General features: G+C 45.8%; 21 protein-coding genes. 6 read left to right on the top strand and 15 right to left on the bottom strand.

Annotated elements, in window-relative coordinates; all coding sequences use genetic code 11:
* Positions 1–83: 83 nt before the first annotated feature.
* Entirely contained in the window at positions 84–2,741 is a 2,658-nt protein-coding gene (gene acnA / locus FCL48_RS08775; RefSeq protein ID WP_136871892.1) for an aconitate hydratase AcnA, read from the top strand.
* A gap of 253 nt (positions 2,742–2,994) precedes the next feature.
* Here the strand turns inward: acnA and FCL48_RS08770 are convergent, their stop codons facing one another.
* Positions 2,995–3,867 carry a hypothetical protein gene (locus FCL48_RS08770; protein WP_136871891.1) on the bottom strand — a complete coding sequence of 291 codons (873 nt, stop codon included), beginning with the start codon at positions 3,865–3,867 and terminating at the stop codon, positions 2,995–2,997.
* A gap of 242 nt (positions 3,868–4,109) precedes the next feature.
* Here FCL48_RS08770 and FCL48_RS08765 point away from each other — a divergent pair, with 242 nt between their 5' ends.
* On the top strand, positions 4,110–4,967 hold the full coding sequence (locus FCL48_RS08765) for a HesA/MoeB/ThiF family protein (protein ID WP_169309143.1): 858 nt from the start codon (positions 4,110–4,112) through the stop codon (positions 4,965–4,967).
* A gap of 240 nt (positions 4,968–5,207) precedes the next feature.
* A complete protein-coding gene (locus FCL48_RS08760) occupies positions 5,208–5,810 on the top strand; it encodes a MarC family protein (protein ID WP_136871889.1) in 603 nt (200 codons plus the stop codon).
* Between the two features lie 113 nt (positions 5,811–5,923).
* On the opposite strand, the gene FCL48_RS08755 is transcribed toward FCL48_RS08760, so the two are convergent.
* The 14 genes from FCL48_RS08755 to FCL48_RS08690 form a co-directional block, all read right to left on the bottom strand.
* Positions 5,924–6,517, bottom strand: a complete 594-nt coding sequence (locus tag FCL48_RS08755; protein WP_136871888.1) for a DUF3786 domain-containing protein — start codon at positions 6,515–6,517, stop codon at positions 5,924–5,926.
* A gap of 341 nt (positions 6,518–6,858) precedes the next feature.
* Positions 6,859–8,088: an FprA family A-type flavoprotein gene (locus tag FCL48_RS08750; RefSeq protein ID WP_136871887.1), complete on the bottom strand. Its 1,230-nt coding sequence runs from the start codon at positions 8,086–8,088 to the stop codon at positions 6,859–6,861.
* A gap of 368 nt (positions 8,089–8,456) precedes the next feature.
* Positions 8,457–8,777 (bottom strand): quaternary ammonium compound efflux SMR transporter SugE, encoded by a 321-nt coding sequence (sugE, locus tag FCL48_RS08745; protein WP_136871886.1) that lies wholly within the window; start codon positions 8,775–8,777, stop codon positions 8,457–8,459.
* Between the two features lie 251 nt (positions 8,778–9,028).
* Positions 9,029–9,379: a DMT family protein gene (locus FCL48_RS08740; RefSeq protein ID WP_136871885.1), complete on the bottom strand. Its 351-nt coding sequence runs from the start codon at positions 9,377–9,379 to the stop codon at positions 9,029–9,031.
* 248 nt (positions 9,380–9,627) lie between these two features.
* Entirely contained in the window at positions 9,628–9,792 is a 165-nt protein-coding gene (locus tag FCL48_RS08735; RefSeq protein ID WP_136871884.1) for a YqaE/Pmp3 family membrane protein, read from the bottom strand.
* Between the two features lie 122 nt (positions 9,793–9,914).
* Positions 9,915–10,133: a DUF1653 domain-containing protein gene (locus FCL48_RS08730; RefSeq protein WP_136871883.1), complete on the bottom strand. Its 219-nt coding sequence runs from the start codon at positions 10,131–10,133 to the stop codon at positions 9,915–9,917.
* A 95-nt stretch (positions 10,134–10,228) separates the two neighbouring features.
* Positions 10,229–10,954: a hypothetical protein gene (locus FCL48_RS08725; protein WP_136871882.1), complete on the bottom strand. Its 726-nt coding sequence runs from the start codon at positions 10,952–10,954 to the stop codon at positions 10,229–10,231.
* 297 nt (positions 10,955–11,251) lie between these two features.
* Positions 11,252–12,292 (bottom strand): low specificity L-threonine aldolase, encoded by a 1,041-nt coding sequence (locus FCL48_RS08720; protein ID WP_136871881.1) that lies wholly within the window; start codon positions 12,290–12,292, stop codon positions 11,252–11,254.
* Positions 12,293–12,438: 146 nt separating this feature from the next.
* On the bottom strand, positions 12,439–12,810 hold the full coding sequence (locus tag FCL48_RS08715; protein ID WP_136871880.1) for a YkgJ family cysteine cluster protein: 372 nt from the start codon (positions 12,808–12,810) through the stop codon (positions 12,439–12,441).
* 33 nt (positions 12,811–12,843) lie between these two features.
* Entirely contained in the window at positions 12,844–13,998 is a 1,155-nt protein-coding gene (locus tag FCL48_RS08710; RefSeq protein ID WP_169309142.1) for a succinylglutamate desuccinylase/aspartoacylase family protein, read from the bottom strand.
* On the bottom strand, positions 13,979–14,713 hold the full coding sequence (locus tag FCL48_RS08705; RefSeq protein WP_136871878.1) for an ABC transporter permease: 735 nt from the start codon (positions 14,711–14,713) through the stop codon (positions 13,979–13,981). Before FCL48_RS08705 ends, FCL48_RS08710 begins: the two co-directional genes overlap by 20 nt.
* A 3-nt stretch (positions 14,714–14,716) precedes the next feature.
* A complete protein-coding gene (locus FCL48_RS08700; RefSeq protein ID WP_136871877.1) occupies positions 14,717–15,406 on the bottom strand; it encodes an ABC transporter permease in 690 nt (229 codons plus the stop codon).
* 81 nt (positions 15,407–15,487) lie between these two features.
* Entirely contained in the window at positions 15,488–16,267 is a 780-nt protein-coding gene (locus tag FCL48_RS08695) for an ABC transporter substrate-binding protein (RefSeq protein WP_136871876.1), read from the bottom strand.
* Positions 16,268–16,318: 51 nt separating this feature from the next.
* Positions 16,319–17,092, bottom strand: coding sequence for an ABC transporter ATP-binding protein (locus FCL48_RS08690; protein ID WP_136871875.1), 774 nt, complete (start codon positions 17,090–17,092; stop codon positions 16,319–16,321).
* A 253-nt stretch (positions 17,093–17,345) separates the two neighbouring features.
* Here FCL48_RS08690 and FCL48_RS08685 point away from each other — a divergent pair, with 253 nt between their 5' ends.
* The 3 genes from FCL48_RS08685 to FCL48_RS08675 all read left to right on the top strand — a co-directional run bounded on the left by FCL48_RS08685 (position 17,346) and on the right by FCL48_RS08675 (position 19,813).
* Positions 17,346–17,921: a helix-turn-helix domain-containing protein gene (locus FCL48_RS08685; RefSeq protein WP_169309141.1), complete on the top strand. Its 576-nt coding sequence runs from the start codon at positions 17,346–17,348 to the stop codon at positions 17,919–17,921.
* A gap of 197 nt (positions 17,922–18,118) precedes the next feature.
* Positions 18,119–19,252 carry a hypothetical protein gene (locus tag FCL48_RS08680; protein WP_136871873.1) on the top strand — a complete coding sequence of 378 codons (1,134 nt, stop codon included), beginning with the start codon at positions 18,119–18,121 and terminating at the stop codon, positions 19,250–19,252.
* Positions 19,253–19,300: 48 nt separating this feature from the next.
* A complete protein-coding gene (locus FCL48_RS08675) occupies positions 19,301–19,813 on the top strand; it encodes a YgjV family protein (RefSeq protein ID WP_136871872.1) in 513 nt (170 codons plus the stop codon).
* The last annotated feature ends 74 nt before the right edge of the window (positions 19,814–19,887 follow it).

Genomic DNA, 19,887 nt, shown 5'->3' with positions numbered 1-19,887 from the left:
TCCCATACACGACAGCTTTCAGGGCCGAAACCTGCTTTTCAACCTGTACTTAAAAACGCAACATCACCATTTGTGAGGAGAATATGATCAAGAAAGACTTCATGCAGCAAATACAGGTCAATGATGCAAGCTACAACTTTTTTGACCTGCGTGAACTCGCAAAAAAAGGCGTTGGTAATATAGACAGACTCCCCTACACCATTCGTATTCTCGTTGAAAACCTGCTGCGAAAACTGGATGGTAAAATAGTAACCGAAAAGGATTTAACCACTATTACCAATTGGCAAAAGAACTATGATCAACCTGTCGAAATCCCCTACCACCCGGCCCGCGTTCTTATGCAGGATTTCACAGGAGTCCCTGCCGTCGTCGACATAGCAGCCCTTCGCGATGCGGTAAAAGATCTCGGCCATGATCCTGCCATTGTCAATCCAAAGGTGCCCGTCGAGCTGGTCGCAGACCATTCCGTTCAGGTCGACTTTTCCGGGACCCACAACAGTCTCACCAGTAATGTTTCCAAGGAATATGAACGTAATGGTGAGCGCTATGCCGTCTTTAAATGGGCACAATCAAGTTTTGACAATTTCAAGGTTGTCCCTCCAAATTCGGGCATCTGTCACCAGGTCAACCTAGAGCACCTTGGCAGGGTCACCATAACTGAAGAGGATGGAGAGACGAAAATCGCCTATCCTGACACAGTTGTAGGACTTGATTCCCACACCACCATGATCAACGGAATCGGAGTTATGGGTTGGGGAGTAGGTGGCATTGAGGCAGAAGCAGTCATGCTCGGGCAACCCTACTATATGTCCATTCCCGAGGTCGTTGGTGTCCGGATGGTTGGAAAACTCAAAGCCGGAATCACGGCAACAGATCTGGTGCTGACCCTCACCGAACTGTTACGTAAAGCAAAGGTGGTCGAGAAATTCGTCGAGTATTTTGGCCCTGGAATGCAAAACCTATCCATACCTGACAGAGCCACCATTTCCAATATGACCCCTGAGTACGGCGCCACACTGGGTTTTTTCCCCATTGATGACAAAACCATAGAATACCTCAAGCTCACCGGCAGAAACCACCATGCGGCGGTTACTGAGGCGGTAGCCAAGGGCAGTGGCCTTTTTTACGAAGAGAGTGATAAAAGAGAGTACACTCAAGTCATCGAGTTTGACCTCAACAGTGTCGAACCTTCTCTTGCAGGCCCCGCAAGACCCCAGGACCGTGTTCCCCTGTCACAAATGGCAACAGCATTCAAAGCCCTCTCTGACAGGAAGCTGCAAAAGCCCATCGAATTTATGATGAACAACAAGGCAGAAAAAATTGGAGATGGCAGCGTTGTTATCGCTGCGATTACTTCCTGCACGAACACCTCAAATCCACACGTTCTCCTTGGTGCAGGTCTTATCGCCAAGGAAGCAGTAAAACGCGGGCTCAAGGTACCCGGTTACGTCAAGACTTCCTTTGCCCCAGGCTCCAAAGTCGTCAGCAACTACCTCAATCAGAGTGGTCTTATGCCCTATTATGAAGCCCTTGGTTTTCACATAACCGCCTTTGGCTGCACAACCTGTATTGGTAACAGCGGGCCACTCAACCCTGAGCTTGAACAGGTCATTACCAACAACCACCTCAACGTTGCGGCGGTTCTCTCGGGCAATAGAAATTTCGAGGCGAGGATTCATCAGAAGATTCAATCCAACTACCTCGCTTCTCCAATGCTGGTACTGGCCTTTGCCATAGCTGGAAGAGTGGATATCGATCTTACCTCAGAGCCTCTGTCGTATGACCCTAACGGTGAACCTGTATATCTCGCTGATCTCTGGCCAAAAGCGGAAGAGATTCAGGAACTCGTCGACAAATATGTAACACAGCAGGCTTTTTTAACCGAATACAAAGCTATCTTCGATGGAGATGAATTCTGGAAAAAGCTTCCCGTAAAAGAAGGCACGACCTATAACTGGGACCCTCAATCCACCTATATCAAAAAGCCCCCCTACTTTGACAGTTTCAGCCTGACGCCTGCTGCAGCAAAAGATATCGTGGATGCACGCACGTTTTTACTGCTTGGTGACACCGTCACAACCGACCATATTTCTCCTGCTGGCGCGATCCCTGAAGAGTATCCTGCCGGTCAGTATCTCATGGAACAAGGTGTTAACCCTGTAGACTTTAACTCCTATGGTTCAAGGCGGGGCAATCACGAAGTGATGATGCGGGGCACTTTTGGTAATATTCGTATAAAAAACAAGATGATTGCTCCAAAAGAAGGTGCGTTCACCCTCAAACAACCTGAAATGAGGGAGATGTTTAATTACGATGCATCCGTTGCCTACCGAAATGAGTCGATACCACTTATCGTCCTTGCAGGCAAGGAGTACGGAACCGGTTCCTCCAGGGATTGGGCGGCAAAAGGAGCAAATCTATTAGGAATACGAGCTGTTATAGCCGAGTCTTTTGAGCGGATTCACCGTAATAATCTTGTGGGTATGGGGCTGTTACCGCTTGTTTTCAAAGAAGGAGAATCTATTCAATCCCTTGGCCTCACCGGAACCGAGCTGTTCAGTATAGAGGGGCTCGCTGATATCAGTCCTCGAAAGAGCCTCAAGGTCACCGCCAAAAGGGAAGATGGCTCGACCCTCGATTTTGAGGTCACTGCGCGCCTTGACACTGAGGTTGACGTCACCTACTTCCTCCATGGTGGCATCCTGCCCTACGTCCTGAGAGAGATGATTAAGGCGGACTAACCCCGGTAAACGGGAAAGTAAGCCGGGATAAGTGCCTTGGTGATATATTCAAGTCCTTAATGTTAAAAGTGCTTGTTCGTTTCTTGTTTTTTATGACAAGCTTTCAACAGTAAGGCACTAAAAATACTCCTTGCTCGAATAAGCCCGGCAACAGAGACAAAGAAAACAAACGGCCCCGAATCTTTTATAAGATTCGGGGCCGTTTGTTTTTTACCGATTATTCGATTTGCCCAAGAGAAAAACGGAAACCGACTCACTGACGGTTGTCGAAGAGTGTCTTTAATTCCGGTTTACGGGTAATGATATATTTTTTCAAATCCTCAACCAGTGAATGATCCGGATGCGTCATTGCAAAATCATAGGCTTTAACGTAGTTGCTCTCCACCATTATTTCCAGCATCTCTTTAACTTTGGGATGATCAGGTGCGACCTCGAGGATAAAGATGATAGCATTGGGGGTCAGCTTTTTAAGCGATTTCTCATCGGTAATATTGTAGATTCCATCAAAAATACTGGTTACTTGTGGATGATCCAACTTCTCTTGTAACAGAAGAATAGCAATATTTGGATCTCGATCAAACATCGCCTTGATCAAGGTTCTGGTGTAGACATTATCAGGGTTTGCAGTGATGAAATCATAGGCATTGGTCAGATTTTTACGCGCCAGCGCCGTGGTCAACTGCTCTGCCAGGGGATGATCAGGGATAATCGTCAGCATTTGGGCAATAACATCCGAACGAAGCTCTTCGATGTAATCTTCCTCAATTTTATACATTCCCTTGATGATAGAGTCCGTTCCTGCATGACCGGGCATCCGCTCAATAACCTTGACAGCACTGGCATAACTCAGGCCTTTGAGTTGCGTTCCAGTCGTCGCATACATTTGGCCGATCAGGATCTCCGCCTGACCGGTATCAGGATATCTTTCAATAAAATCAAACGCTCTATCAAAATCCCATCCCGTCAAATGTCCGGGATTTCTTTTGACCGCCTCAAAGAGCTCAAGCATGTGCTGCATTTCTTCCCCGGCCAATTGTTGCGTAGCAACTGACTTATCCTCCTGAGCACCGGATATTTTTTTTTGTAACTTTTTGAAAAACCTTCTTTTAGATTTATCTGTTTTCATATAATCAATCCAATACTGTATAGTTGCCAAACCTAAATGTTTCTCCACGCTGTCTGAAAAAACACCAACCGACAATGGGGTTCTTTGTATCCGCTTTTATACTATAATCTATGATGAGTTGCAAATCCCTGTATCATCTAGACTGAAACGACCTGCTTTTTTCGTTGCAACCGATAACCTTTACCAACTGATGAAGTTGGTATCAACTATACCACAAAGGCAAATACAAAAACATGCAATCTATGAGAGAAAAGATACGTACTCTTCTCAAGGACTGTTCTGAAGAGAAACAGAGACCGGACGGTAGCGTATATCATGGAATCAGCCTGATAAAAGAATTGGAAATTGCACAAAGAACAGGTGCTGAACTCTATGACATTGAGGGTCTTGCCCTTGCCTGTGGCATAACTCCAATACGATTTTCACGCAACCAGCGTTTTCTCTCCCTCAGGGACCAGCAAAAGCTCCACAGGGCAAGTGTTGCAGTTATTGGTCTCGGTGGACTTGGAGGCGCTGTGACCGAACTCCTGGCCCGACTTGGAGTCGGCAACCTCACCTTGATTGATGGTGATGTTTTTGATGAAACGAACCTCAATCGCCAGCAGCTTTGCACGACTTCTAATCTCGGCACCTCAAAAGCTGAGGTGGCAACAACCAGAGTTGGCCAGCTGAATCCAGCCACCCGCATCACCGGCCATGCATTTTTTTTAAATCAGGAAAATGGCCCTGAACTCCTGGCAACAGTAGACTGTGTCATCGACTGCCTGGACACAATAACAGACCGATTCGTTCTCGAAAAAATATGTAAGGGACTCAATATCCCCATGGTCTCTGCAGCCATTGCCGGTTGCAGCGGTCAGGCAACATTAATCGAGCCAGGTAAAAATAGTCTGAAAACTGTCTATGGCGACCCGGAAAAAGCCCCTCAGAGGGGCGTAGAGGCCTCCCTTGGAACTCTTGCCTATACCGCCGCATTCATGGCTTCCATTGAATGCGCTGAAGTAGTCAATATCATTCTTGGCAAAAAGTCCTGTTTACGCGGCAATCTGCTCTTCGCAGACCTGAGCGATTATAGTGTCCAGCATATAAGGGGTGTGTAGAAGGCATAAAAGGCATGTCATTGCCCTGTAACAGACAGACCAAGGTACATCTGTTGACCCAATCGTTTTACATTCACCTAAAATAAAGCTTGATAAATATTTTTGAATACTCAAGCTTCACAGTGTACATTGTTCCCGCATATCTTTTTATAGAGAGTCCTGATTAATATTCAATATTATCCTACTACCGGGACTTTCCCGCAAGACAATTACACAAGAAAATTTACACGGAGTAACACATTGATAGTACAGACTTTTATTAATTTTTACCTGAAAATATTTTTCATTCTCACACCATTCTTTGTACTTTCGGCTTTCATATCTTTGACCAAAGATTTTGATGACATCGAAAAGAAAAGGACAGCTGTTCGGGTGACTGTTGGTGTCATGATCAGCTCTTTCGTTTTTTATCTTTTTGGAAAATATATTTTTGAGCTCTTCGGAATCACACTTGATGCCTTTAGAATTGGAGCAGGAACTATCCTTTTTCTTTCAGCGATAACGATGATTGCTGAAAAAGATGACACTAAAAAACATGCCAACAGCAGTGATATAGCAATTGTTCCCCTTGCTATGCCCATGACCGTCGGCCCTGGCGTTATCGGGATGCTGCTGGTCACCGGTGCGGAGGCGGAGAGCCTGACAGAAAAACTTATAATTGGAATTGCCGTTTTTCTCGCGGTCATAAGTGTGGGCATCATCCTCTATCTCTCATCCAGTGTAAAGCGCCTCATCGGAGAACAGGGGCTGGTCATCCTGCCCAAAATAACAGGCCTTTTTGTCTCCGCCATTGCAGCGCAGATTATCTTCACCGGTGTACAGAATTTTCTCCATCTCAACTGAGGGTATGCCTCAAATATGACAAAATTCGATGATGAGCGCTAATGAGCAGGCGCTCATCTATTATCTCTATCGCAAGCCAATAAGGTATTGCTGAGGATAGACCTCCACGACAATCAGCCTGCCAATCTATGGCAGATCCCTACTGCCAGGGCATAAACTATATCCAGGGCAAGGTGTTCAACAATGGTGCTGTCATAGAGGATTTTCGACTCCGCAGGGAAATCCTCATCGCCAGCCCAGTATAATACCGCCACCGGGATGCCAGAAGTGATCTTGAAACAATAGGCAGCATCGGCCATATCCAGAGGGCCCCCCCGCAATAGCTCACACCTCTTTACAAATCCACTGACCGTATTGAGGTACTTCTGTGATATTAAATGCGTTGGAATTTCATGGGGGCCGCGAAAAAATGTTGTGCCCCCTGCAAAATCTTTTTCTGAAACCCACTTACCTGATATCTCGATATTTTTTGCCCCGAGAAGATAGTGCATTGCAAAAAGAGAAAAATACTCATGGAACAGCTGATCCTTTTGTTCTCGATAGTGAATAACAGAGGAATGGGGATATATGGTACATGTGCTCCCCCATACAGGCAAGCTATAGCAGGCGTCTGCTACATTATAATGACAGCCTGTACGACGGCAGACATCCTGCGGATCTTTTTCAGCGAGCGCCTGAAAATGAATATTTGCAATAAATTCTGTCATATTTTATCACCAATACAACCCATAGCATTCGACACTCCAACCCAATCGTCAAAACTCCCATAAAAAGACATTGTCGCTACAGCTCGTGATACCAGCTTAAGAAGCTTTTTGCACTTCCCGCAAAAATCACACTTACCTGAAGACAGGAAGCCGCTTTACCCGATGGACCTCTAAAGGCATCCACTTGAGATGGGTTTAAATGACAGCCACCCTTGTTCTCGGGGTACCAACTGAGTTACTGAAAAACGGTCTGTGGTAGATTACAGACCGTTTTGGGACGGTAACGTGGACACATCATCCGTATAGAGAACGCATAAAGACGTACCCTGCACGATCACAGCTTATTTTTCGGTAAATTCAATCAAGGCATCACAATACCCTTCCACTGCGGTTTTGATGGCCTGCTGGTCCTCCTCAGTTGGTGCCCCCTGCCATTCATAGTGGCCCAAAATATCCCATCCAGATTTTTCGGTCTTTGTTTCAAAATCTTTTTGTGCACCACCGACCCAACCGTATGAACCAAAACGGAACACTTTCTTTTTTGAAACTTTTTTAACCATCAGTTCTTCAATGGTGTGTGCCATGGGAGGAAACATTTTATATTCATAGGTAGGCATACCAAATATCAGACCCGCGGACTTCCAGGCGCTGGCAAGAATATAGCCTATTTCATCGCCAGGCACCTGAAAGATATGCACAGGGATCTTTCTCTTTCGCAGTACCTCAACCACCATGTTCAACACCTGTTTAGTGTTACCGTACATACTGCTCCAGACAATGGTAACTTCTCTTTCCGCAGGCCCTTTGCTGTAGGAGGCATAACGCTTGTAATGCTCAATAATGACACTGGGATTATTGCGCCAGATAATGCCGTGGGAAGGGCAGATCACCTTGATATCCAGGCCTTGCAGCTTCTCAAGACCTTTGAGCACGAAGGGGGAAAAGGTGGAAACGATGTTGGCATAGTAGCGCAGCGCTTCATTTTCGAAAAACTGATGTTTTTCCTCAGAAATCTGATCGTCAAAAATTGCATGTTCATCAATACTGCCGTATGAGCCAAAGGCATCACAGGAAAAGAGAATCCCCCGTTTTCTTTCGTAGGTCATCATGGTTTCTGGCCAGTGAATATTAGGCGTATCAAAAAACTGCAGCTCATAATCGCCAATCTCCAGAACCATCCCGTCGGTTATCGCTATGGCACGTTCCGCTGGTACTGAGGCAAAAGCCTGCAAAAGGGGAATTGCTTTTTTGGTGCAATAAATCATGGCCTTGCTGTTCTGTGCGCAAAAAGCCTTCAGCCAGCCGGAATGATCAGGCTCCATGTGATTCATGACAATGATATCAATATCCTCAATGCCCAGTTCAACCCCCTCCATCTGCTGAGTAATTTCCTTTGGAAAATCAAAGATATCCTGAGTCAAGTCGATGATGACATTTTTTTCCCCTTTGATCAGATAGCCGTTAATAGATATGCCATGGGGAATCGGCCAAATACCTTCAAACAGATATTTGTTATCTTCAATATTTGTGGAAAGACGATAAATATCATCAACAACTTTATGAATTTTCATTACTTTACTACTCCACTTTCAAACGTTAATAATTGAATGATCCTGAGACTGACTATCCTTCAATAGAAGGATGATTACACAAGATAAATATAGAAAAAAAGGGTCTTATATCTACCTGGGTTGAGATAAAACTCTTTATACAACAACTTGTATTCCTGTTATGATATGTTCAATTCAGCGATAGAATTGTAATGCTTTTCTCAGATGTGTCATCGAGAAATTCGTACAAACCTTTTCTCAACAAATAACCATCCTTGCAGATAACCGGGCATTAACGACAAAAACATCGAAGGCTGCAGAGCCTTTGGTCGTATTTAAAATGTGCAACAGTTCAAGGCACCGGAAGGCCTTCTTCATTTTCAGTTTTATCAAACAGATGACGTTAGTTTAAGTCCGATGATTCCTGCAATAATAAAGGCGATGCTGATCAGCCGCCCAAAGTTTACGGGCTCACCAAGCAACAGAATACCGAGAACGACAGTACCAACGGCCCCGACACCAACCCATACGCTGTAGGCAGTACCAACCGGAAGTGATTTCAACGCAATACCAAGCAACCACAGGCTGACAACCATCGCCAGAACAGTCCAAATGGTCGGCCACAACTTCGTAAAACCGTCTGAATACTTTAAGCCAATTGCCCAACCTGTTTCAAACAACCCCGCAAAAACGAGAATTACCCAAGCCATAGATCCTATCCTCTGGGAGTGGAGGGGGCTTCCCCAATCATTTTAGAGCGGTGAGGTCGTCCTCACTTCGAATCAACAACATGATAGATGAGCAACAAATAGAGCTCAAATACGCTACATACAATACTATCCATAACCATCGAAACATCACTATGAACTTAAGTGGCGGCAAGATGAAGAATCAATCTCTTAACGATTTTTATCATCAATTTATTAACAAATCCATACACCTGATTCGGCTGTTTCACCTGCTATACAAATTTACTGCGAAACATGAAGAATACGGCCCCGACCAAGCAAAATCCTGCCCATAAATAATCAAGTTTTAAAGGTTCTTTCAAATAGAATAATGAAAAGGGGACAAAGACACTGAGGGTAATCACCTCCTGAATTATCTTTAGTTGACCGACTGAAAGAACAGTATAGCCAATGCGGTTCGCCGGGACCTGCAAGAGATATTCAAACAGGGCTATTCCCCAACTGACAAGCGCTGCGATAATCCACAACCTGCCATTTAGCTCCTTGAGATGCGCGTACCAGGCAAAGGTCATAAAAACATTACTCAAAATGAGAAGACAGATTGTTGATAGTACCGGATTCATAGAGTTTTTAATTTTTTTGGAAAATGCCCAGGAGTCCGGGCAATTGTTTATAAATAATGAGATTGTTGTGGAGTAAGGAGTTTTTCCGTATCAAAGAGTGGTGGAGGGGCAGTCGGCCTCCTCCTGGCCCAGGCCTTGTCGGGAAGTGTGGGCGTCTTCAAAGCCACATGGGCTCGCCCAATTTGGAAAATGATACACATAGTCACTCGTGAATCTGCTGGGAGGTGTTCAGATTTTTTACTCATCCCCTACTTCTTATTTTTTGCAATTATCCATACAGCATGAACCATCCCTGGAATGATTCCCAATATCGTCAGCACAATGTTTATCCAGAAATGCTTACCAAACCCTACCTGAAGAAAAGCCGCAACGGGTGGAAAAATAATTGCACAAATAATTTTTAAAACTCCCATTTAACTTGCACTCCCAGCTCGGGTAAATGGCCCTATTTTTTTTTAAAGCTTCAAGATTATTCAAAATCTGGTTGCTCTCTCAGATCTCAACCTGCAGGGATGTAGGTATCGCCGTTGCCAATTCAGCGCTCAGAGATATATTCAAACCGTGGCACTTGCCTTCCCTCGACCTCTACCAGCTCAAGAAACATCTCTTTGGGCCGTACCCACATGCTGTAATCACCATACAGACATTGGTAAACGACAAGCTGTTCTTTGCTCTCTGAGTGCGTCGCCTCACAGATTACTTTGTACTGCTTATTTTTGTAGTGTTTGTAAATTCCAGGTTGTATAGCGACCATTGTTTCACTTTGATTGAGTAATAGGTTTCTTCTTGTTACTGACGGCTATTGTTATAATTGGTTTCAAACAGAAATAACAGAAAACATCGTACCTCTCAGCTTTCTATTGCTCGCTGTGTTTTTACAAACAGATTGTCCAATAATCTGCACCCCTCAACAAGGTCTTTTTCAGATGAAAATTCCGAATCCAGTTCCCGGAAAATTTCTTTGTAAGAGGTTGGCCACCCCCCTGGGGGTGTATGGAAGAAATCAGGTCTTGAATACAAACCGTTTTCAAAAAAGAAATTACAGGGACCGGGACAATCATCACGTCTATATGGCCAGTTGGCTTTGAGTTTCGCAAACTCGTTCAAAGCATTTGCAGCTTTGATATTGTTTACATAATCACTCACCACGACTTGCCGTCCAAGGCGGGACTCTATTTCTTTGAAGTAGGCGGTCAGGAGTGCATACTCGGTTACGATCAGTCCGAAAGTGTACCAATTGTCTATGGACTGAATGAGAATTAACTTGAAAACGCTCGAAATTTTATGGGTGGAGGGGCAAAAATAGTTACGACATGCCTGCTCGCCATACCAGCTCAGGGAGCGATAATCTACACCATTGTTCCCAGGTACGGACGGGTGGAGAAGGCAACCGACCCGTTTTTTGAGACCACCGATGAGTCCCAGAAAAGGACAGTGATGAAATCCGGGAAACGGCCGGGACAGCCTGTGCGGCCCATTATTTTTTCTTTTGAATGCAAAAATCTCATCTTCGGTTCTGGGAACTGACGCAAAGCTCACCGTCCGCTGTGTCAACAGCATCTCAAGTTTTTCCATTGAGATATCCGGTAAATTATACAAGCCACAACAGGCCCCGCAAGAGACTGTCTCACTCACCTGACACAAGTAAATATCCTGATTCTTTTCCACCCTGACACCCTAAGCTCACAAGACAATCAAGATACATGATGCACAAAACACTCGTTCAATCGCTGCATCTTTTGGGCAATCCATACTAATAGATCATCAAACCAATCCAGATAGCGCGTCCCAGCCTCCTACAGCCCCCTGCAGCTGAACAATGTCCGCCACCTATTACTATTCAAACGAAACGGGTCTTCCTGTAAAGCAGAGTTAAACAACAGTGGAGTTCAAAGCGTTTTTGTAATCGACAACAAACTGCTGCACGGCCTCATTCGTGGTAGCCCATGAGGTCACCAGACGGACGGCCGAGTGTGTTGCGTTAATTTTTGCCCATATATAAAATCCATAGTTGTCAGCTAAGACAGTAATAACCCTGTTGTCCATTATGGGAAAGATCTGATTTGTAGGCGAATCAAGCCAGAAACTGCAGCCAGCCTCTTGAAGTGCGCCAACCATGTTTTGTGCCATGGCATTGGCATGGCGGGCCAGAGCGAAATAGAGATTATCCTTAAACAATGCTTCAAACTGAATCCCAAGCAGCCGACCTTTTGCCAACAGGCCGCCACGTTGTTTGATGAGATAGCGGAGATCTGCTTGAAGGTCAGTGTTTCGTACTATCAAGGCCTCTCCCAGCAGGGCACCGTTCTTTGTACCTCCCACAAAAAACGCATCGGTTCGTTGATAAATATCTCTCATGGTAAGATCGGTACCTTCTGAGGTCAGGGCATTGCCTAAACGGGCACCATCCATGTAAATGAGAAGGTTTTTCTCCTGACAATAATCGTGTAGTTTTACCAGTTCGTTTTTTCTATAAACCGTTCCAAGCTCCGTGGAGTTAGAGATATAAACGAGTCGTGGTTTGACCATGTGCTCAAAATGATGCTCCAGTAGAAGCGGTTCCATGAGATCAGGGGTAAGTTTGCCCTCCGGTGCACTGACTGTCAGGAGCTTATGGCCGGTTGCCTCAATGGCACCGGTTTCATGGGTTGCAATGTGACCTGTAGTGGCGGTGATACACGCCTCGTGGGGGCGAAGGAAAGAACTGATGGCAATAAGATTGGTCTGGGTGCCACCCGAGAGCAGATGTACATCGGCGTTCTGGTCCTCGACCAGCGTACGTAACAAGGCGATTGCCTTCAGGCTGTGGGAGTCCAATCCATAGCCTTCTTCCTGGGCACTGTTATGCAAAACAAGGGCATTTAAAATGTCAGGGTGGGCCCCCTCACTGTAATCGTTTCTAAAACTGTACATATTCTGATCCTTTCTATCACTTTTCGGGAAAATATTGGCTCACTGTTCACCTCTATTGAATCGTAAATTATCAGTCAACGGCAAAGTGGCATGAGTCTAAATCTACTGGAAAATTGAGAAGAAAAAAGAGGCAACGGCAGTGGCGTTTACAGTAAATAGCTCGCCTCAACCTTTGGAGAAATGACTGCAAGCAGGTCCTCTCGGAAGAGATAGGGGCAGGGATGGTCATAGGGAAAGTCCTTACACTGCTGAGGACTTGCCATATGAATACTGCAACGCTTACTCAACTTGCCGTCGACCAGAAAAACACATGAACCGTCGGCTTTTACTTTAAAGGTATTTCTTCCCTCGATATACTTCTTTCGCACCTCACCATCAGTGATGTTAAAATGACGTGCGATACGGTTGATATCGATGGCAGTGACAAAAAGTATAGACCCAGGCAACCGGTAACAGCAGAACCCGGGACAATAGTTACAAAACACCCTGTGTCTGGAGCCCTGATTATTTTCCTGCATCAACAGTCCTCCATAAATTTAAACTCTTTTTACTCAGGACGTGAGCAGCTTGGTACCTTTACCAGCAAGTGGTTTATTGCCTGCAACCTTTGCAACGATCTTACCGGGCCTTGCAAAGCGATCAACACTACGGGCAAAAAAGATTCCACTTGTACTGCTCGTCACGTAGGAACGGAGCTGCTCATCCACAGTAGAAGTTGCACTCGCAATGGGATCGATAATCTCGGCAATAACATCACCTTTTTCCACCAGGTCGCCCAGAACCTTAACATAGGTCAGAATTCCAGCATCCCTGGCTTTGATATAATCGACACCTTCCAGAGGAGTAGCCTCTCCCGGCAGCTCGGGAACCGGACCGGCATCCCCTGCGATATAGCCCCTTCTTTGCAAAAACCGAAAAAGATTGAGTGCATCAGTTTCAGTCTGATGAATATCTGTATCCAGTAACCCACGGAGCTCAACTGTGGCAGCCAGGCAGGCGAGAGGAATCGGATAGTCGGGAAATTTCTGAGCCAGCTCCCACCATATCTTGCTGTTTGCCTCATCAAATGGCACATCCCCTGAATCTTCGGCCAGCAAGGTCACGCCAACTCCAAGTTGCGCTGACAGATCGGCGCATTCCGGCCAGAGTGGAGTGCCGACATAGACATGCAACAGGGCCTGGTGATCACAGTGCAGGTCAAGAACGATGTCCGCATCATGGGCAAGAGTCAACAACAGATGCTTGAGATGCTCTGCCTGGGTCAAAGGAGTCCGTAAGGCAAGTATCTCTTTGCTGCAGTTTCGTATCAGTTTAACATTTTCAGCTGCATCCTGGCCCAGCTTCCCTGTTATTTTTTCTGCAATTTCCGCCGTAAGATCATCATAATGGCGGTTGAAATTCAACTGATCGGTTCGATCAAAGCGCCCTCTTACACTGTCTGTATCCCACTGGCTGAGACCAATGGGGTTTGCAGCTGGAACAACGATGATCTGCTCCTGAATCTGTCCCTTTTCATCGGCCTCACGCAGCATCTCAATCAGCCGTACTGCAACCAAATAGCCGGGCGCTTCATCTGCATGTAGTCCTGCCTGTATGTAGGTTTTTCGGTGACTTGCCTCGGGGCCGAAATGCAGACTGACAAGACTTCTGGTATTACCTATTACAGCCTTTGGTAACGTGTGCTCCTCAACCCGTAATGTTCTCATGGGGTGCCTCGATTGTAATAACACTTTGATCAGCGGGCTGGAGATGGGCATGCCATTTTTTCTCGAGCAGCCTGATAAAAAATACAATAGTAAAGGTTATGGCCATATAAAAAAGTGCAGCGGTTATAAAGGCCTCATAAGGGCTGTAAAACCGTGAATTTATGATTCTAGCAGCACCGGTAATATCAACAATTGTAATCACACTCGCGAGGGCACTTCCGTGGAGCATGAAAATGATCTCATTGGAGTAGGCTGGCAAGGCTCTTCTAAACGCACTGGGGAGTATTATTCTTCTGAGCATCAACAACCTTGACATGCCAGCCGCTGTTGCGGCTTCTACCTCGCCGTGGGGTGTTGCCACTATAGAACCCCGCAAGATCTCAACGGTATAGGCACAGGTATTCAGCGAAAACGTGAGCAAGGCACAAAAATATGCTTCTTTAAATAAGGGCCAGAGAAAACTATCTTTCATAGCATCAAACTGGCCGAAGCCGTAATAAACAAGGAACATCTGGACCAGAAGCGGAGTACCCCGGAAGAAATAAACAAAGGCACGGATCGGCCACTGGATAAAAGGATTACCAATAACCCTGAGCACCGCAAGGGGGATTGCCATTGCAAGGCCTGCAATGAGAGACAGAGAAACAAGGATCAACGTGTTTTTCAACCCTTCCAGATACACATCGATATTGCCGGTGATAATCGAAAAATCCATAATCTAACTCCTCCTCACCCCAAGTGAATATCTGTTCTCCAGATATTGAAGCAGGTAGATTGAAACCGTTGTGATAAGCAGGAAGTTAATTGCAACAACCACATAAAAGGTGAAGGGCATCCTGGTGGCACCCGCTGCCATGGACGCTTTACGGACCATATCGTCGAGCCCGATTATGGAGACCAGAGCGGTCGTTTTCACAAGTACCAGCCAGTTATTACCAAAACCGGGCAGGGCGTGCCGCACCATTTGGGGGAAAAGGATGCGTCTAAAAACCTTGAAGCTGCTCATACCATAGGCATAGCCAGCCTCCAGTTGACCTTTGTTTACCGCAAGAATGGCCCCGCGAAAGGTTTCGGTCATATACGCACCGAATATAAAACCGATGGTTATGACACCTGCAATAAAGGGGTTAATATCGATGTACTCATCGTATCCGACGAGGGGGCCCACCTGGTTGACAAAGACCTGGCCACCAAAAAAGACCAGCAGCATCAACACAAGATCGGGAATACCACGTATAACGGTGGTGTAGGCCGTAGCGAGTCCTTTTAAGACAGGCGAACGGGAAAGCTTGGACAAGGCCCCTGCCATTCCAAGTACCAGAGCAATCAGTAGAGAAACAAGAGATACTTCAAGGGTAAGGATTGTGCCCTCAAAGATACTTGGTCCGTAACCGTGTAGTGAAAACATAGGATAAGGGCTACGATAAAAATACAGAAAATCCCTGTCGATTCAACGACAGGGAAGGGAAACTAGGATACAGCCGGCAAATTAGTCACCGTATACATCAAAGTCGAAATATTTATCCTGAATGGTTTTGTATACACCGTTGGCACGGATGGTCTCGATGGCTTTATTAAAGAGTTCTTCAAGATCTTTGTCCTGCTTACGAATGGCTATACCGGCCCCGTCTCCAAACCATTTGCGATCGTTGAGATCCGGACCAACAAACTCATAGTCTTTGCCTTCTTCTTTTTTCAAAAAGCCATCGGAGAGAGCAACACTGTCTGCAAGCAACATATCAACACGTCCTGCAACCAGATCAAGGTAGGCTTCATCCTGGCTTCCGTAACGCTTTATTTCAACATCTTTACCATAAACATCAGTAAGATACTGGTCATGAATGGTTGCACGTTGTACACCAACAGTTTTGCCTTTCAATGCCTCTTTGGAAAAGGTAGGAACAGAGCCCTTCTTGGCAATAAATTTTGCAGGAGTTCTGTAGTATTTTTTACTGAAATTCACTTTCTTCAGGCGTTCTTCAGTAATCGACATGGATGCAATGATTGCATCGTACTTTTTGGCCATGAGCGCAGGAATCATACCATCCCAATCCTGGGCCACGAGTACAACCTCGGCACCCATTGCCTCTACAAGGGCTTTGGCTATATCGATATCAAAACCGGCCAGTTCACCGTCAGGCTGAACATAGCTAAATGGAGGATAGGCTCCTTCAACCCCGATTCGAACTGTCGTCCACTCTTTTGCCATAGCAGGCACATTTGCGGCAAGAAACATACACAGCGCCAAAACAACCATGAACTTCTTCATTTCCATTCTCCTTTTATAGTTTATCTTTTTGAATCCGCTTATTAACATTCATCACATCATAGCGGCGATAAATGTTTTAAAGCGCTCTGTCTTCGGTGCGTCAAAGACCTGCTGAGAAGTACCGTCTTCTATTATCAACCCCTGCTCCAAAAAGATAGTCCTGGAACTGACTTCCCGGGCAAACCCCATTTCATGGGTAACCACAATCATAGTCCGGCCCTCATCTGCAAGATCCCGCATAACCTGCAGCACTTCTCCTACAAGCTCGGGATCAAGGGCCGAGGTGGGTTCATCAAAGAGGATAACCTCCGGCTCTATACAGAGGGCTCTTGCAATTGCAGCTCGCTGCTGCTGACCGCCGGAGAGGTGAATAGGATAGGCATTGAGTTTATCCCCTATACCAACCTTGTTCAGATAATGGATCGCTCTTTCCCGCACTTCGGCACGGCGCTGTCTCAGTACATGAACCGGCGCCTCCATGACATTATCCAAAATCGTCATGTGGGCCCAGAGATTAAACTGTTGAAAGACCATTGCCAGTTTTGAGCGGATACGTTCTACCTGCTTCATATCTGCGGGTTGATTCTCGCCTTTGCGGTTCTTTTTGATCAACACCTCTTCTCCAGCCACGCGAACAATACCTGAGTTTGGTATTTCGAGCAGGTTCATACAGCGCAGCAAGGTACTTTTACCAGAACCGGAGGATCCGAGAACGGAGATGACCTCACCTCTGTCTGCCGTAAGATTAATTCCTTTGAGTACTTGGTTGTCACCAAAGCTTTTATGGAGTTGCTCGACTGAGATCGCGTGCTGGCTGGTATTCATAAAGCCCTTTACATCTATGCTGAAGGGGAGAAAATAGTATTGTTTTACCCATGGATCGCGCCTCTGATATAATAAACAATTACGGTTAAAGTCAAACCCAAAGAGTCGGAATGTATTATTATATCTGGAGTAATTGTACATGAAAAGAGTGAATCCACACAATTATCCGGGTATACTAGCATAAAAGTGATATCCACAGACCAGCAGACTGGTTTAACTTATTGAAAAAAACCAATCCCTTGTACCAATGGACATGAAAGAAGAGCTCGCTTCACTCGATATAGGAACCAAGATCCGAAATCTGCGTAACAAAAGAGAGATGACTCTTCAGGACCTCGCCACACTCACAGGACTGTCAAAACCAAACCTCTCCCAAATCGAAAACAATCTTGTAAGCCCTCCCATTGCCACCCTGCTGAAAATCTCCACAGCTCTCGGCGTTGCAATAGGCCATTTTTTCCAGGACTCTCCCCAGGAAACGGATATTGTCGTCGTCAGAAAAGATGACAGATACGGATTGGCAAAAGGAAAACATATCTCCCACATCGGCTACCAGTACCACCCCCTAGCCTACCCCAAGGTAACAAAGGCCATGGAACCATTTATCGTGTACATGGAGGAGCGGGAAGCCGGTGATATCGTCTTTAACAATCACAGAGGCGAAGAGTTTCTCTATGTTCTCGAAGGTATCCTTGAGTTCCACAGCGGTGACAAAGTGGTTACCCTTGAGGCCGGCGACAGCCTCTACTTCGACTCTGTCGTGCCGCACGGCTACCGGGGGGTAGGCGGAGTGGCGAAGGCCTTGGCCATCATCCACAGACCGAACTGATCTGAGCTGTATCTTCTTTTCCAACATTTTATGCATAAGGCGACCAAGGCATTTGTTGTGTTCGCTTTCTATCGCTTATATTTCCACTGCAAGGGAATAGTTTCACCATTGTCAAAAAAATGTTTACTGTTTTACAGGAAGAAGAATAGATTATATCAACAATTTTATTACGTTAAACCAACACACGTGAGTCGAGCATGAAGCTTATCCAGGCAAAACTGCGAGGAAGCGGGCCCGTTATCAGAAGTAGCTGGTTTCAACTGAGTGCTCATATCAACCAGTTTTATTTTTCTGAGAGCAGGACAGGTACAGCTTTTCTGCGAGCCATACAAACTCTCCATCCCCCGTTTTCCTGTAAGAAGAAGGTTCCTTTTGCTCTCCTTCCCCACTTTGAACAGATTGGGTCACACACAAGACATATTCAACCGGAAAAACGGACCGTCGTCTTTGGTGTTTTTGCTGCAACACCTGATGTCGTCACCGAACTGGGCAAACTCGACCACAACCTCTATGAAACCGACAGGATTGAGATCGGCAGGCGCATGGACAACAGCCGCTGGCTCAACTTTGTAGAGTTGTCATCGTCAACGCGGTGGAAAGAAATTGATGAGAATATGCGAGTTCTCATGAGACCTCTGAAAACAGCTTTTCCCGAAAAGTACCAGAAAAGCTTAGCTTTCATGGACAGTCTCAAAGAATCTGACAGAGTCAGGGGTGAGCTGGCCGACAGGTTGCTGCTTCTCCTTCAGTCTCTAGGACCAGAGCACCAAAATAATATAGAATTTCAGGAAACAACGGCGCTTATTGAACGGGCGGCACATTTCCAGGCGGCACGGGAGATTGTCTACCAGAAACTCCCGCTCATGATCTATTTCAATGAATATGGTGAGATAGCTCCACCATTGACAACAAAAGTAGATACGACAATTGTACCCTCTAAAACAGACCATAATGAGTTTTGGGACTATATTAAACAATACAGGCCAGAAAGCTCTTTGCTACAACAAACAGTCTCCACTGGAAACCAATCATCCCTGGACAGGTTGAGAAATGGAATTCACCTCGCGACCACAGTTTCAAAGGAATTTGCAATGCCAACACCCATTTTCCTTTTCGATGCCCCTGAGCGCCATCTCAATTCCGATGAGCAAAGTGCTCTGAAAACACTCATCATCCAAACAGCGAAATCCCACCAGTGCATCTATCGTGCAGATTCTAAATCTTTTTTCAATAGCGATGCGTATGACCGATCATACAGCGACTCTGAGCTTGAACAGAGTAATATCAGGGACAACGATGGCGATAGACGAAACCAAGCGGAAGAGGTATAGTGGCGACATCGTCGTTTTTTATCAACTCCACCGAGGCTGTCCACCCGCATGTCATCATTTGCCCTGTCCCAGATTCTTGTAGGGCTTGCTCTTTGTACTGATATATTATCCTTCCAGCTTAAAGAGAGAAAACATATCGTTTTCTGCCTGATGATATCCTGTGTTCTGATCTCAAGCCACTACATGATACTTGGCCACTGGACAGCTGCTGGCCTCGGTCTGGTAGCTACTGTCCGCTTTGCCACTTCTCTTTTTTCGACCTCCAGGGTTCTAATGTATTTCTTTGTTGCGACAACCTGGATACTGGCGACCATTACCTACGAAGGGTTGTTGTCCATTCTTGGCTGCGTGGGAGGCACATTTGGTACCGTGGCTTCTTTCTGTAAAGAGGACAGGATATTACGAAAGCTGATGTTTGTTGGCACATGTTTCTGGCTGGTCCATAACATTCTTGCAGGCTCGCCCGGTGCAGTCATCCTTGAGCTGTTTTTCCTCAGTTCCAATGTCGTCGGATACTATAGGTTTTACCTACGCCCAAAAAAACAGATCCTCGCTCCGTAGAGATAGGGCATAAAAAATGACAAAAAAAAATCAGAGCCATCTCTGGCCCTGATCCATTGTATTCACTGAGTTGA

Origin of the sequence: Desulforhopalus sp. IMCC35007, assembly GCF_005116575.1 — a bacterium.
Taxonomy (GTDB): domain Bacteria; phylum Desulfobacterota; class Desulfobulbia; order Desulfobulbales; family Desulfocapsaceae; genus Desulforhopalus_A.
This window is presented reverse-complemented; position numbering and strand designations above follow the sequence as displayed.

What these genes read in the sequence shown, in the direction of transcription:
- acnA (WP_136871892.1), top strand. Translation starts at nt 84, where the DNA reads ATGATCAAGAAAGACTTCATGCAGCAAATACAGGTCAATGATGCAAGC.
- FCL48_RS08770 (WP_136871891.1), bottom strand. Translation starts at nt 3,867, where the DNA reads ATGAAAACAGATAAATCTAAAAGAAGGTTTTTCAAAAAGTTACAAAAA.
- FCL48_RS08765 (WP_169309143.1), top strand. Translation starts at nt 4,110, where the DNA reads ATGAGAGAAAAGATACGTACTCTTCTCAAGGACTGTTCTGAAGAGAAA.
- FCL48_RS08755 (WP_136871888.1), bottom strand. Translation starts at nt 6,517, where the DNA reads ATGACAGAATTTATTGCAAATATTCATTTTCAGGCGCTCGCTGAAAAA.
- FCL48_RS08750 (WP_136871887.1), bottom strand. Translation starts at nt 8,088, where the DNA reads ATGAAAATTCATAAAGTTGTTGATGATATTTATCGTCTTTCCACAAAT.
- sugE (WP_136871886.1), bottom strand. Translation starts at nt 8,777, where the DNA reads ATGGCTTGGGTAATTCTCGTTTTTGCGGGGTTGTTTGAAACAGGTTGG.
- FCL48_RS08740 (WP_136871885.1), bottom strand. Translation starts at nt 9,379, where the DNA reads ATGAATCCGGTACTATCAACAATCTGTCTTCTCATTTTGAGTAATGTT.
- FCL48_RS08735 (WP_136871884.1), bottom strand. Translation starts at nt 9,792, where the DNA reads ATGGGAGTTTTAAAAATTATTTGTGCAATTATTTTTCCACCCGTTGCG.
- FCL48_RS08730 (WP_136871883.1), bottom strand. Translation starts at nt 10,133, where the DNA reads ATGGTCGCTATACAACCTGGAATTTACAAACACTACAAAAATAAGCAG.
- FCL48_RS08725 (WP_136871882.1), bottom strand. Translation starts at nt 10,954, where the DNA reads ATGGAAAAACTTGAGATGCTGTTGACACAGCGGACGGTGAGCTTTGCG.
- FCL48_RS08720 (WP_136871881.1), bottom strand. Translation starts at nt 12,292, where the DNA reads ATGTACAGTTTTAGAAACGATTACAGTGAGGGGGCCCACCCTGACATT.
- FCL48_RS08715 (WP_136871880.1), bottom strand. Translation starts at nt 12,810, where the DNA reads ATGCAGGAAAATAATCAGGGCTCCAGACACAGGGTGTTTTGTAACTAT.
- FCL48_RS08710 (WP_169309142.1), bottom strand. Translation starts at nt 13,998, where the DNA reads ATGAGAACATTACGGGTTGAGGAGCACACGTTACCAAAGGCTGTAATA.
- FCL48_RS08705 (WP_136871878.1), bottom strand. Translation starts at nt 14,713, where the DNA reads ATGGATTTTTCGATTATCACCGGCAATATCGATGTGTATCTGGAAGGG.
- FCL48_RS08700 (WP_136871877.1), bottom strand. Translation starts at nt 15,406, where the DNA reads ATGTTTTCACTACACGGTTACGGACCAAGTATCTTTGAGGGCACAATC.
- FCL48_RS08695 (WP_136871876.1), bottom strand. Translation starts at nt 16,267, where the DNA reads ATGAAGAAGTTCATGGTTGTTTTGGCGCTGTGTATGTTTCTTGCCGCA.
- FCL48_RS08690 (WP_136871875.1), bottom strand. Translation starts at nt 17,092, where the DNA reads ATGAATACCAGCCAGCACGCGATCTCAGTCGAGCAACTCCATAAAAGC.
- FCL48_RS08685 (WP_169309141.1), top strand. Translation starts at nt 17,346, where the DNA reads ATGAAAGAAGAGCTCGCTTCACTCGATATAGGAACCAAGATCCGAAAT.
- FCL48_RS08680 (WP_136871873.1), top strand. Translation starts at nt 18,119, where the DNA reads ATGAAGCTTATCCAGGCAAAACTGCGAGGAAGCGGGCCCGTTATCAGA.
- FCL48_RS08675 (WP_136871872.1), top strand. Translation starts at nt 19,301, where the DNA reads ATGTCATCATTTGCCCTGTCCCAGATTCTTGTAGGGCTTGCTCTTTGT.